Source organism: Bacillus sp. T-10(2022) (assembly GCF_056502895.1).
In genome coordinates this window covers 3,783,888-3,796,557 of sequence record NZ_CP113518.1, presented here as the reverse complement: position 1 = coordinate 3,796,557, position 12,670 = coordinate 3,783,888, and the positions used below count along the sequence as shown (strand labels likewise).

General features: G+C 40.8%; 12 protein-coding genes. 9 read left to right on the top strand and 3 right to left on the bottom strand.

Annotated features, from left to right (window positions below; genetic code table 11):
• Positions 1-5 precede the first annotated feature (5 nt).
• From OSJ91_RS18510 to OSJ91_RS18495, 4 genes are all read left to right on the top strand, one after another.
• Positions 6-977: an ROK family glucokinase gene (locus OSJ91_RS18510; RefSeq protein ID WP_485890211.1), complete on the top strand. Its 972-nt coding sequence runs from the start codon at positions 6-8 to the stop codon at positions 975-977.
• Between the two features lie 178 nt (positions 978-1,155).
• A complete protein-coding gene (locus OSJ91_RS18505; protein ID WP_485890210.1) occupies positions 1,156-3,009 on the top strand; it encodes an LTA synthase family protein in 1,854 nt (617 codons plus the stop codon).
• Between the two features lie 566 nt (positions 3,010-3,575).
• Positions 3,576-4,742, top strand: a complete 1,167-nt coding sequence (locus OSJ91_RS18500; RefSeq protein WP_485890209.1) for a M14 family metallopeptidase — start codon at positions 3,576-3,578, stop codon at positions 4,740-4,742.
• A 173-nt stretch (positions 4,743-4,915) separates the two neighbouring features.
• Positions 4,916-6,088, top strand: coding sequence for a YqgU-like beta propeller domain-containing protein (locus OSJ91_RS18495; RefSeq protein WP_485890208.1), 1,173 nt, complete (start codon positions 4,916-4,918; stop codon positions 6,086-6,088).
• A 231-nt stretch (positions 6,089-6,319) separates the two neighbouring features.
• Here the strand turns inward: OSJ91_RS18495 and OSJ91_RS18490 are convergent, their stop codons facing one another.
• The gene (locus tag OSJ91_RS18490) at positions 6,320-6,493 is read right to left on the bottom strand and encodes a DUF2759 domain-containing protein (RefSeq protein ID WP_101222560.1); all 174 of its coding nucleotides are present in this window, start codon (positions 6,491-6,493) and stop codon (positions 6,320-6,322) included.
• Positions 6,494-6,725: 232 nt separating this feature from the next.
• Between OSJ91_RS18490 and OSJ91_RS18485 the strand changes: the two genes are divergently transcribed.
• Positions 6,726-7,352 carry an MBL fold metallo-hydrolase gene (locus tag OSJ91_RS18485; RefSeq protein WP_350299471.1) on the top strand — a complete coding sequence of 209 codons (627 nt, stop codon included), beginning with the start codon at positions 6,726-6,728 and terminating at the stop codon, positions 7,350-7,352.
• A gap of 330 nt (positions 7,353-7,682) precedes the next feature.
• Positions 7,683-8,783: a class I SAM-dependent methyltransferase gene (locus OSJ91_RS18480; RefSeq protein WP_350299470.1), complete on the top strand. Its 1,101-nt coding sequence runs from the start codon at positions 7,683-7,685 to the stop codon at positions 8,781-8,783.
• A gap of 52 nt (positions 8,784-8,835) precedes the next feature.
• On the opposite strand, the gene OSJ91_RS18475 is transcribed toward OSJ91_RS18480, so the two are convergent.
• Positions 8,836-9,078: a DUF2626 domain-containing protein gene (locus OSJ91_RS18475; RefSeq protein ID WP_076365317.1), complete on the bottom strand. Its 243-nt coding sequence runs from the start codon at positions 9,076-9,078 to the stop codon at positions 8,836-8,838.
• A gap of 85 nt (positions 9,079-9,163) precedes the next feature.
• Positions 9,164-9,865, bottom strand: a complete 702-nt coding sequence (locus OSJ91_RS18470; protein WP_485890207.1) for a helix-turn-helix transcriptional regulator — start codon at positions 9,863-9,865, stop codon at positions 9,164-9,166.
• 215 nt (positions 9,866-10,080) lie between these two features.
• Between OSJ91_RS18470 and OSJ91_RS18465 the strand changes: the two genes are divergently transcribed.
• The 3 genes from OSJ91_RS18465 (at position 10,081) to comGB (ending at position 12,660) form a co-directional block, all read left to right on the top strand.
• Positions 10,081-10,461, top strand: a complete 381-nt coding sequence (locus tag OSJ91_RS18465) for a Spx/MgsR family RNA polymerase-binding regulatory protein (protein WP_350299468.1) — start codon at positions 10,081-10,083, stop codon at positions 10,459-10,461.
• Between the two features lie 95 nt (positions 10,462-10,556).
• The gene (gene comGA, locus OSJ91_RS18460) at positions 10,557-11,642 is read left to right on the top strand and encodes a competence type IV pilus ATPase ComGA (protein WP_413018874.1); all 1,086 of its coding nucleotides are present in this window, start codon (positions 10,557-10,559) and stop codon (positions 11,640-11,642) included.
• Entirely contained in the window at positions 11,626-12,660 is a 1,035-nt protein-coding gene (comGB, locus tag OSJ91_RS18455; protein WP_485890206.1) for a competence type IV pilus assembly protein ComGB, read from the top strand. Before comGA ends, comGB begins: the two co-directional genes overlap by 17 nt.
• The last annotated feature ends 10 nt before the right edge of the window (positions 12,661-12,670 follow it).

Genomic DNA, 12,670 nt, shown 5'->3' with positions numbered 1-12,670 from the left:
TGAGAATGATGGAAAAGTGGCTGATGGGTGTGGATTTAGGCGGTACAACTACCAAACTGGCTCTGATCAATTTATACGGAGAGATTATTCATAAATGGGAGATCAGCACGGATATCTCCGAAAAGGGAAAATTCATTACGATTAATATAGCCAAAGCAATTGATGCGAAGCTCGTGGAACTTAATGAATCGAAGAGTAAGATAGTAGGGGTAGGAATGGGTGCTCCAGGCCCTGTGAAATTTGTTAACGGTTCCATATATGAAGCCGTCAATTTAGGCTGGAAGGACTATCCTTTAAAAGATTTACTGGAGGTGGAGACATCTCTTCCAGCTGTGATCGATAATGATGCCAATATGGCAGCTTTGGGAGAAATGTGGAAAGGCGCCGGTAATGGTGCCAAAGACCTCGTTTGTGTCACTCTGGGAACGGGTGTAGGCGGCGGAATCATCCATAATGGGCAAATCGTCCATGGTACCAGTGGGGCTGCTGGAGAAATAGGGCATATAACGGTCGTAACGGACGGAGGGGCACCATGCAATTGCGGCAAGACTGGTTGTCTGGAAACGGTTGCTTCGGCAACGGGAATCGTCCGTATGGCTTTAGAAGCCTTGAATACCGCTGATGAAAAGTCATTGCTTCAGCAGAAAGTCGACGAGGGAAATGCGGTTACTTCCAAACTGTTATTCCAGTGCGCTGCATCAGGTGATCCTTTGTCCAAAGCAGTGGTGGATAAGGTCGGCAATTACTTGGGGCTGGCACTATCACATGTTGGGAATGTCATGAATCCAGATAAAATCGTCATTGGCGGGGGAGTTTCACAAGCTGGGGACATTTTGCTTGATCCTGTCCGCACTGCCTTCGGAAAGTATGCATTCAAACGGGTTAGTAAATCAACGAAAATCAGCTTGGCCACACTAGGCAATGATGCAGGAGTGATAGGTGGAGCCTGGCTCATTAAAAGCCAACTGAATACGTGATACCTTGCTGCCCTGTGTAACAGGGGTATAAGAAAATAATGGAATCTTGAAAAAAGTTCCCCGTTTTGAGGGGTGGGGGCAATCGTTCCTGCATTTATATAGAGGGGAGAACCATGACCCATGATTGAGGCGCTCCGGACCATGGCTCCAGCGCTTCTTCGATGAGGAGGGACCAGGATTGAAAAGGGTCTTCAAAAAACAGGGGTATTCATTGTTTTGGGCCGTATTCATTTCACTTTGGCTTAAAACATATATTGCTTATAAAACAAGTTTTGAGATAGATATTGATAATTGGCTCCAGGAATTCATACTATTCATCAATCCTGTCAGTTTCCTATTGCTTACTCTTGGCGTGCATATATTTTTAAAAGAAAATAGAAGGACAGCATATTTATTGATCATGAGTTTTTCCATCACCTTCATCCTCTTTGCCAATCTTGTTTTTTTTCGCTTTTTCAATGACTTTTTAACCATTCCCGTTCTTTTTCAAACGAGCAATATGAACGACCTTGGAAGCAGTGTACATGAATTGATCAATCTGAGTGACCTATTGTATTTTGCCGATATTCTTTTCTTGCTGCTGCTGGTGAAATACAAACCAAAAACATTCCATGATTGTCGATACAATCCAAAGGATCGTAAATTCTTTATGTTAATCGCTTTAGGAGTAACATTTTTTAACTTAGCTTTAGCTGAAGCGGCGCGTCCTGAACTATTGACAAGAACGTTTGACCGCGAAATCCTCGTTAAGAATATCGGTACGTACCATTATCACCTCTATGATGCAATATTACAGACGAAATCATCAGCTCAACGTGCCCTTGCGGACGGCAGTGAATTGTCGGAAATTGAAAATTATGTCCGTGCCAATCAAAAAGAGGTTAATGATGATCTCTATGGTCTGGCAAAAGGCAAAAATGTGATACTTGTATCATTGGAATCCACTCAAAGCTTTGTCATCAATAAAACTGTCAACGGTGAAGAAATCACTCCTTTTCTGAACGAATTCATTAAAGAGAGCTATTATTTCAATAACTTTTATCACCAAACTGGCCAGGGGAAAACATCCGATTCAGAATTCATTATTGAGAATTCCCTCTATCCTTTAGGTAGAGGTGCAGTATTTTTCACTCATGCCCAAAATGAATACAAAGCCACCCCCGAAATCTTAACGGAAAAAGGTTACTATACGGCTTCCTTGCATGCCAATAATAAAAGCTTTTGGAATCGTGACATAATGTATGATTCTCTTGGATACCAGCGGTTTTATGACAGTGATGAATACAATGTCTCTGAAGGGAATTCCATCAATTGGGGTTTGAATGATAAATCTTTCTTCAAACAATCAATCTCTCACTTGAAGAGGATGCCTGAGCCTTTTTATGCCAAGTTCATAACGTTAACCAATCATTTCCCATTCACTTTGAATGAGGAAGACCGGACATTGGAGCCATACGATTCCAATTCCAAAACATTGAATCAATATTTTCCGACCGTACGTTATACGGACGAAGCCTTGGAACGATTTGTCGGCGATTTGAAACGTGATGGATTATATGATGATTCCATAATTGTGCTATATGGGGACCATTATGGAATTTCGGAAAATCACAACTCTGCCATGAGCCAGTTCCTTGGGAAGGAAATCACGCCTTTCGAATCCATCCAACTTCAGCGTGTCCCGCTCATCATACATATCCCCGGTCAGAAGGGAAAAACGATTTCCACCGTTTCCGGCCAAATTGATGTAAGGCCGACACTCCTTCATTTATTGGGGATTGAAAATGATGATTATATCGAATTCGGCAAAGATCTATTTTCTGAAGAGAAATTAGAATTCACCGTTCTTCGCGATAGCAGTTTCATCACGAAGGATTATCTCTATACGATGGATACCTGCTATGATAAAAAGACTGGAGCGGCGACTGAAAAAGTTTCATGTGAGAAGTATTTGGAAAAGGCGAAACAAGAGCTTGATTACTCCGACAAAATCATTTACGGGGATTTGCTCCGATTTTATGAGCAGCGTTGAAAAAAGAAACCTGGCGCAATCCAGGTTTCAGTTGTAGATAAAAAGGTATTGAGGTGGTATCTGGTGTTACGATCGTACTGGCTAAAAATAACGTTTTAAATGGATCAATTATCTAAAGTAATCATTTCAAGCCGATATCGCTGAATACAATCATGTTTTGAAAGAATCTATAGTCACCTCAAGTTTTAATACTAAACAAAAAAGACTGTGGACAAAAGTGTTCTATCTAAAAGGTAAAACAAAGTTGATTGGAACGTAATACGAGACTCCTGCTTAGAAAAGCGAGTCTAGGGGAGACCTCGCAGGCGCAAAGGCGCCGAGGAGGGTCCCGGACCGCCCGCGGAAAGCGAGTGCCTGAAGAGGAAATCGACGTTCAAATTGCACAAAACCTAAAAAAACGGTAGGAGATTTTCATCGAGTTTGTCTTCTGATACCTGGCGCAATCCAGGTTTTTTCGTTTTTTCAGGAGAATCAGTACCCATTACAATTATGAAACAAGAGACTTCCTGAACATCTTTCTGTTTTTCCCTTCATAAAGATAAAACAATGAAAGGGGCGGAGGCTGAATGAAAGTCGTGAGCAGAAGCGGGGATGATTTGGCATATTACAGTCAATTGTTCCAAATTCCCCGGGTTTTGATAGAGGATGCCAATCCCGCCATTACTGGCGGGGTTTTGCCAAATGGCATGGAAGTACAGATACCTGGATACATTGTTCAGGAAGAGTCCCGGTTAGATATCGATTTTGCCGAAATCGCTTTACAATATCACCTGCCCATCGATGGGGTATCATTGTTGAATCAAGGTGGAGAAAAACCTTTTTCCGTACCCGTCCGGGTCATGAATCCCATGATTGTCACCGACAAGCCCTATGATTATCAATCACTTCTTGACGATCTTGATACTCTATCTTTTCATTACCCCTTTATTAAGGTTGAATCGATTGGGAGGAGTGTGTTGGGAAAAGAACTCCTTGAGGTAAGGATCGGTCAAGGCGATAAGATCATACATTATAACGGTTCATTCCATGCTAATGAATGGATCACTTCGGCGGTTTTGATGAAATGGCTGAATGATTTTCTGCTGGCAGTAACGAATGATTGTACACTTTGCGGAATGGATTGTATGCCCTTTTATCGGGATATGACCATTTCGATGGTTCCAATGGTGAATCCGGATGGAGTCGAGCTTGTCCTAAAGGGGGAGGAGGCGGCAGAGGGGAAGGTCGATGTTTTAAAAATAAACAATGGCAATCCTGCCTTTTATGCTTGGAAAGCCAATATACGCGGTATAGATCTGAATAATCAATATCCTGCCAATTGGGAAATTGAAAAGCGTAGAAAGATTCCAAAAGCACCTGCCCCAAGAGATTTCCCAGGAGAGACCGCTTTATCAGAACCAGAAGCATTGGCCATGAAGGAGCTGGCCATCAAGCGGAATTTTGAAAGAGTGCTTGCACTTCACACCCAGGGAAAAGAATTCTATTGGGGATATGAGGGACATGAACCTGAAGATGCAGCGAATGTTGCAAGGGAGTTTGAGGAACGCAGCGGATATCGGGCAGTACAATACGTTGACAGCCATGCCGGGTATAAAGATTGGTTCATTCAGGAATTCAAACGCGGCGGTTTCACAATCGAATTGGGAAAGGGCATCAATCCGCTTCCGCTTTCCCATTTGCCTGGTATATATGAAGATACCGTCAAGATATTGGTGGCAGGCCTTTATATGTGATACATTTCCCCCTAAGGGATATACTTCCAAAAAAATATAAGATCATTATTCGCCACATTTTCTCTTTTTTACTTTATAATGAAAGTCGTAAGGATTCGATTGGTTAATCCTTACTCTCTTTCTAATGTCTCGCTCACATATGCCAGGCGTTTTAGTTTTGAAGTGGGAGGTGTGTGGAGATTAAAGTATCCAAAGCAGCACTTTGTATGCGGCTTTCCATTTGTAAGATGTTGTGTTTCATCCCATTATTTATCTCCACTATCCTTCTTATCTCGGCTTGTGAGCCTTCCAAGGACCTTAGTAAACCCGTAAATGATACGGAAAAAGAACACTCCCAATCAAACCTGGAAACTTCAGTAAGCAATCTAAAGGTCCCGACTGCAGAAACGGATAAAATCGAAGCCGTTGTTGGATGGCTGGATTCTAAAACCATTTTATATTCTGTGAAGCGGGATGGTAATGAATTATCCCAGTTGATGGCATGGAATTTGAAAACGAATGATACTTCCGTTTTCTATCAGCCGGCTTTTGAGTTTTCTGAAGTATCGATCAGTCCGTCTGGAACGCATATTTTGTTATCGTCCTTCACCTCTTCGGGTAAAGCATCAATCACAATACTCGATAAAACGGGAGATCCACTTTATTCCGTGGCGATCCCAGCCTATGAATTAGCTTATGAGTGGAATTCATTTAAAGATGGCCAGTTGTTTTTATCGAGTTTTTATGAAGATTGGACATACAACAGTTATGTGTTGAATCCAGATGAACAAACAATGGAAACTCTGGACTTTCCACAGCCCTTTGCTCAATGGGCAAGTGAAAAAGATTTGATGTTTCTCGATTGGGACAGGGAAGAACCTGCTTTGACGGCACCCCTAGAAAGAAAAGCGCTTAATGGGGATGGAACGGACAGCCTTATGCTCGATGTCATTCACTTTAAAAAAATGAAACAAGCGCTAATGACGATTCAAGTGGAGACAGAAAAACAAGATCGGGGTACATATGCATTTTATGATCCAACAAACAAGCCGATCCACTCTTTTTCCGTACCACTATTGAAAAGCTTTTCAGATTGGATGATTCCCTCCTATGATTTCATTGAAAAAGACAAGGAATTGATAACATTTATTCCTAATGAATCAAAAGATGCGGACCAATATGAGGGAAGGTTTACCTTAACTAAATTAAATTGGGAAAAAGGCACACAAGAAGAATTGATGAAGGACATGGAAAATGAACCATTAAGCTGTTCGCTTGATGGCAACTTCTGCTTATATGGATATCAATTTGAGAAAATCATTGATATGAAAACCCATCAAATACAAAGATTGTTCAAACAAACATGATGACCTAAAACAAAAGCTCGCCGGATGGCGAGCTTTCAGACTGTAGGAAACTCGATGAAAATCGTTTGCCTACAGTTTTTTTATGGCTTGTACAATTGGACGTTGATTTCCGTTCCAGGCACTCTTAAAGACAGCAGCTTATAGAAAGTTAAGCGCAGAATGCGTATTCGTCGATTCTACACCCCTTTTGTCTACAAACTGAAAGCTCGCCGGATTGGCGAGCTTTTTTCTTCAATGGGCAACTGGAAAACCGCTGTTGATGACAGTCATGACAGTGAACCAGCCAAACACGACTGCACTGCCGGCAGCAAAAATGAATCCTAAGAAGTTTCTCTTTTTTAATGAGGTAAACACAGCTACTACTCCTAATATAGCCACAAGTCCGAAAACTACCATTAATATCATGTCAAAACCCCCTTTTTCGTAATGAATACTTAATCCTTAATAATATACCCAGAGAATAAAGCAACTACCAAAAATATGTAGAAAAGATTGCATTTGTTAATATCTTAATATTTTTTCAATAATTTGTCGAGGTTTAATAGGTGACACTTCTATGACTTGAGTAAACTGGATTAACATTAGCAGCTTAATTAGTGTAAGATGAAGATAGAAAATCATATTGGAGTTGATGGAAATGAAATGGACACAAATACCTCTAGGCCCGCTGCAAACGAATTGTTATGTAGTTTCTGATGGACAGGATTGCATCATTTTCGATCCGGGTGAAGAGCCGCAGAAAATCATACAGTACATACAAACAAAAAATTTAAAGCCTTTGGCGATTTTATTGACACATGCACATTTTGACCATATCGGTGCTCTTGATGCTATTCGGGATCATTATGGGATACCTGCATATATTCATGAAAAAGAGGCCAAGTGGCTACTTGATCCCGCATTGAATGGTTCTCAAAACTGGTTCCCGGAAAATCCAATGCGCATGAAGCCTGCCGATCACTTCCTGGCAAATGAGCAACAACTTACTATTGGGGGATTCACTTTCGAAGTATTCGAAACCCCCGGACACTCACCAGGGAGCGTTTCGTATTATGTAAAGGACGAACGGCTCCTCTTTTCAGGGGATGTCTTGTTCCAAGGAAGCGTAGGCAGAACCGATTTAATAGGCGGAAGCGAGGCAGTGCTGTTAAATAGCATTGAAACGAAGCTGCTGACACTTTCTGATGATACGATCGTTTTTCCTGGTCATGGGCCTGTCACGACCATTCTGGATGAAAAGAATACTAATCCCTTTTTGAGATAATGACTTTTGCAGGTGCCGTTTGGCACCTGTTTTATTTTAAGTTCTTAATTATGTAAAAATATTGAAATGGGTCATTTCCCAAACTATACTGAAAATAGAAACCGGGACCTTGCCTTGTGTGCAGACTTTAATTCGGCTCTGAACTAAGATTTGGAAACATTCATTTTGTAATCATGGCACGCTTATGACTGCGAGATGAAAAAATTGAACATTTTGTGAACTTTAAATTTTGTTTTGAGTATGATTGTCGATAAAAACTTATTTATGTGTTTTGTAAAGAAAGGACATTTAATTTTCATTTGATGGAAGCATGGAGACGGAGGCATTGTGTTGAAAAATCACTTAAAGGAATTGATTGCAGGAAGCCCCCAAAAAAGAATTTCCTATCATGACTATATGGAAGCTGTTTTATATGCGCCAAATATAGGCTACTATGTACGCGCAAAAAAGAAGATTGGCTCCAGAGGGGATTTTTATACGTCTGGCAATGTTGGGGATGCATTTGGGAGATCTCTGGCCAGATGGTTCGTTTATTTAATAAAAAACTGCGGAGTTTCACCAAAAATCATCGAGGTCGGCGCAGGGGACGGTAAGCTCGCTTATGATATCCTCGTTTCCATGAAGGAAATGGAACCGCAGATATGGGACTCTTTGACTTATATCCTTGTGGATGAAAGTCCATTTCATAGAAGGCTTCAGCAAGAACGTATAGGGATGTTCAAACAGGCAGTTTCTGCTGCCAGTTTGGAAAAATGGACGAAGGTAAATGGTATCCTCTTTTCAAATGAACTTTTCGACGCGTTGCCTATACATGTGATTGAAAAGTATAAGGGAGCCCTCGTAGAGGTATTCGTCACTGAAAAGGAAGGCGAGTTGGTAGAGGTGAGGGAACCTTTGGACAACCCTGACATTCTATCTTACCTTACAGAACGAACTGTCACCTTAAATGAAAAACAACGATATGAAGTTCCGTTAAAAATGGTCCGTGAATATGAGAAGATCGTTTCCTGTATCGAATCGGGTATACTCCTTACAATTGATTATGGCTATACCGAAAAGGAATGGAAGGAGCCAGCTCATCTTCAAGGGAGCTTGAGGGGCTATTATGAGCACCAAATGATTAAAGATCCACTTATGTATCCTGGTGATATGGATCTGACGACACATATCCATTTTGACACATTAATCGAGATTGGAAAAAGAAAGGGTCTTTCCAATCAGGGGCTTTTTCTTCAAAATGAATTCTTGCTTAAAGCAGGGATATTAGAGGAACTGAGGGACCATCAAGGAACTGATCCATTCTCGAAAACGGCGAAGCGTAATCGTGCAATTCGCGGACTTATCGTTCCAGGGGGAGTTAGTGAACATTTCAAAGTGTTGCTTCAATTGAAGAATTTAGCAAATGATGTAAGGATCTTTCCTGAATGGTGACAAGTAAAAACCCATGAATCAAAATTCATGGGTTATGTAATATTGCTTGTTCTTAATGCGCAGTACCAGGAGTCATCATAAATACGCTCCAGTAGGAAAATCCTGCAAAGAAAACGGTAAGATAGGCGCCGAAAACATAAATATACATGCGCTCAGATAATTTCAAATAACTTAAAAGTACAAAAAAGATCGTTTGTGCAAAGAAAAGCAAAGACGTTTGATGCATATGGCCAAGATAAAAGAAAATTGCCATAATTCCTGTCCAAAATCCACATACTCTGAACATGCGTTCCATCCGAATCCCTCCTTATGTCTAGTCGTGTACATTCTAAATAATTATAAATGAAATTGTAAGGTAATGTAAAGGATGCCTTTTGTTTCTATGTGAGAACCGAAGCTTGGTATGAGCATGCTGCACAATTGGACATCATATTTTCTAATTCCACAATATTGACATTATCAAACAAGGCTTCGAACATACCTTCTATAAATGAATTGTGCATGGAGCAGATTGTCCCTGGATCCACTTCAGTAACTTCCTTAAACGGGCAATTGAAGATACGGAAGGATATTTTATTTTCTTCTTCGCTTGCTTGTATTTCAGGAGATAACCCTGCGATGGTAGCCGCATTTTTAAGCATGCTGACTTTTTCTGCAAAAGCAATTCGATCGATTGACTTCGAGTTCAGGGCTAGTTGCTGCTTGATCAGTTCCTCCCCGAAAGCTTTTCCCGTTTCATAAAAAGCCTGTTTTCCTTGTTCCCCTAATGTCATCATCGTCTGGATTGCAATTCTGGAAAGCAGCTGATAGTTCCTGTATGGAAAATGAAGCTGAATGACTTTATCAGATAATCGATAAAGCCGGCTCGGTCGACCGCCTTTACCGGTCTTTCGGGCATCCGAGGTCAACATATCGATATCTTCAAGTTTTGACAAATGTAGACGGGCAACATTTGGATGGATGTTAAAAGAATCGGCAATTTGCTGTACCGATACAGCGCCATGGTTGTTCACAATATGCTGATATATATAATACCTGGTGGGATCTGCTAACACGTTTGTTATTTTTAACGTTTGTTCCATTACACCCCTCCTGTATTCCATAGTTTACCTATGTCCATTATAATGCAGGCAGAAAAAAATGGAATAATAGAAAGCGCTAACTCCCTTTAGTTTAAAAAAAGTTCACAAATTAAACTGTTTTATAATGCAAAAAAATATACATTAATTGTACAAATGTTATACAATCATTATATAAAATATAATTGTATACAAAATGTGAACGGGGAGTGATTAGTATGGCACAGTTAACTTTCTTTTCGTACCCAAGTTGTACATCTTGCCGTAAAACAAAAAAATGGTTAAGGGCCAATCATGTTTCCTTCGATGAACGACATTTATTCAGAGAAACTCCAACTGCAGCAGAGTTAAAAAGAATCCTTGAATTGACAACGGAAGGACTTGATGAAGTATTAGCTACAAGAAGTGAAGCTTACAAAGACTTACAAGTTAATATTGACGAAATGATGCTTTCTGATGTCATCCAATTATTAACAAAAGAACCGAAGTTATTAAGAAGGCCCATCCTCATAGACGGGGAAAAACTGGTGATAGGTCATAATGTAGACGCTTTAAGAAATTTGGTTTCCCAAAGGCTTGAATTGAAAGTTAGCATGTAAATGATTCTCGAAGTTCTTTTCGGGAATTTTTTTTATTCTGGAGCAGGAATTTGTCGTGGATTGTCGAATCCTTACAACAAGAAATATAGGAGGTGATGAATGAATTGATATCGATTGAAAAGACCGCAGAAAAAATATTAACCCGTGCCATTCAGGAATCTGCATCGGATATCCACATTTTTTTTCGGAGGGAGGGACCTCTCATCCAATTCAGGATAGACAATAAGCTTGTACCCCAGGAAACATTATCATTCTTTGAAGCTGAGAGGCTGATCGCTCATTTGAAGTTCCTTGCCTCGATGGATATAGGGGAGAAAAGGAGGCCCCAGAGTGGTGCCCTCACCATTAAATTGGCTAACCAGGTTGTCGGACTCCGCCTTTCCACTTTACCCACTGCCCATCTCGAAAGTTTGGTCATCCGTTTAATACCCCAACAGAATATCCTCCCTCTCGAACAGTTATCCTTATTTCCAAACACCGTCCAAAAATTGATTGCACTCCTGAAGCATTCCCATGGCATGCTTATTTTTACCGGCCCGACCGGCAGTGGAAAAACCACGACATTATATTCCCTGCTTCACCATGCCCACGAAATGATCAATCGAAATATCATTACACTTGAAGATCCCATTGAAAATGTATCCGAAAAGGTACTGCAAGTCCAAATCAATGAAAAGGCGGGCATTACGTATTCTGTAGGTCTAAAAGCTGTCCTGAGACATGACCCCGACGTGATTATGGTTGGGGAAGTCAGGGATGCAGAAACTGCCAAAATTGCAGTGCGTGCCGCATTAACCGGTCATTTGATACTTACAACCATGCATACAAGGGATGCCAAGGGAGCCATCTCCAGGTTACTGGAATTTGGTGTCAGCTTGCTTGAGGTTGAACAGAGTTTGATTGGCGTGACAGCACAGCGGCTGGTTGAATTGCGATGTCTTCCATGTAAAGGGGACTGTGCTTTTGCTTGCAAAATGACTGCCAGGAATAAAAGGGCCAGTGTATATGAATTGCTCTATGGAAAAAGCCTGGCTGAGGTTCTCAGGATAATGGGAGATGAAAAAGGAATGGCAACGGTAGGCTACCGCCAATTGAAGGATGAAATCGGAAAAGCGGTTGCGATGGGCTATGTGGATTCAGAGGAATATGAACGGCTGGTATACCATGAAACCAAAAAGTAAATGGAGGGTAAAAGAGCAGGCGGTCTTTATTTCGAAGCTAGGTGAATTATTGAAGCATGGTTATCCCTTGGCGGAGGCTTTACATTTTCTTGAATTTCAGGAATCAAAGAAGAAAGCGGAAGGCTTCACTCAGGCTAAAGCCGATTTAAGGAACGGTTTCCCGCTGCACTTGGTGCTGACCCATCTGAATTTTCATCCGCAGCTTGTAAGTTATATATTTTATGGAGAACAATACGGCGACCTGGAACGGGCGTTGAAAGAAGGCGGGCGATATTGGAAGAAAAGAACCGAGGATATGGATAAAGTAAAAAAGTTAATGGTGTATCCTGTATTCTTAGTCTTTTTTGTAGGTATCGTTTTTTATATTCTTCAGAGTGTTCTCCTTCCTAAATTCCAGACAATCTATATCACGATGGATGTCGATCAGCATACACTCTTGAGATTAATGTCAGCTTTCACATTCATTCTTCCAGCACTCCCCTTCTTTTTACTCGGATTGCTCCTATTCTTGTATGTACTCAAACGATTTTGGTTTAACGGATTGTGCCCATTAAGGCAGCGGAGGATTTTGATGGGAATTCCGATATTCGGGACTTTCATCAAATTATACGAAACTTATTTTTTTGCAAGCCAATTAAGTGGCTTACTCTCCGGAGGGCTATCGATTAACGATAGCATTAAATTATTCTCGATAAATCAACAGCAGCCTTTTTACCAAAAACTATGCAATATCATTAAGGATGATCTGATCGAGGGCAGATCACTTGAATTGGTTTTTCGGGAGCTTCCATATTTTGATGGTAATTTGCCGGTGGTCGCTGCAAATGGTCAAAAATACGGCAGACTTGATGCGGAGCTACTTCATTACAGTCGTTTTATACTGGAGAAAATTGAAGAGAGAATGAATGTAATCTTAAAAATCATTCAGCCTCTCATGTTTTCACTGATAGGTCTGTTGATCGTGTCCATTTATTTGGCGGTTTTGCTGCCGATGTTCTCACTGCTCGAAAGTATATAGAATTTTATTA

Bases quoted from the DNA above. Each gene is read 5' to 3' on its own strand.
- OSJ91_RS18510 (WP_485890211.1), top strand. From the start codon at position 6: ATGATGGAAAAGTGGCTGATGGGTGTGGATTTAGGCGGTACAACTACC.
- OSJ91_RS18500 (WP_485890209.1), top strand. From the start codon at position 3,576: ATGAAAGTCGTGAGCAGAAGCGGGGATGATTTGGCATATTACAGTCAA.
- OSJ91_RS18490 (WP_101222560.1), bottom strand. From the start codon at position 6,493: ATGATATTAATGGTAGTTTTCGGACTTGTGGCTATATTAGGAGTAGTA.
- OSJ91_RS18485 (WP_350299471.1), top strand. From the start codon at position 6,726: ATGAAATGGACACAAATACCTCTAGGCCCGCTGCAAACGAATTGTTAT.
- OSJ91_RS18475 (WP_076365317.1), bottom strand. From the start codon at position 9,078: ATGGAACGCATGTTCAGAGTATGTGGATTTTGGACAGGAATTATGGCA.
- OSJ91_RS18470 (WP_485890207.1), bottom strand. From the start codon at position 9,865: ATGGAACAAACGTTAAAAATAACAAACGTGTTAGCAGATCCCACCAGG.
- OSJ91_RS18465 (WP_350299468.1), top strand. From the start codon at position 10,081: ATGGCACAGTTAACTTTCTTTTCGTACCCAAGTTGTACATCTTGCCGT.
- comGA (WP_413018874.1), top strand. From the start codon at position 10,557: ATGAATGAATTGATATCGATTGAAAAGACCGCAGAAAAAATATTAACC.
- comGB (WP_485890206.1), top strand. From the start codon at position 11,626: ATGAAACCAAAAAGTAAATGGAGGGTAAAAGAGCAGGCGGTCTTTATT.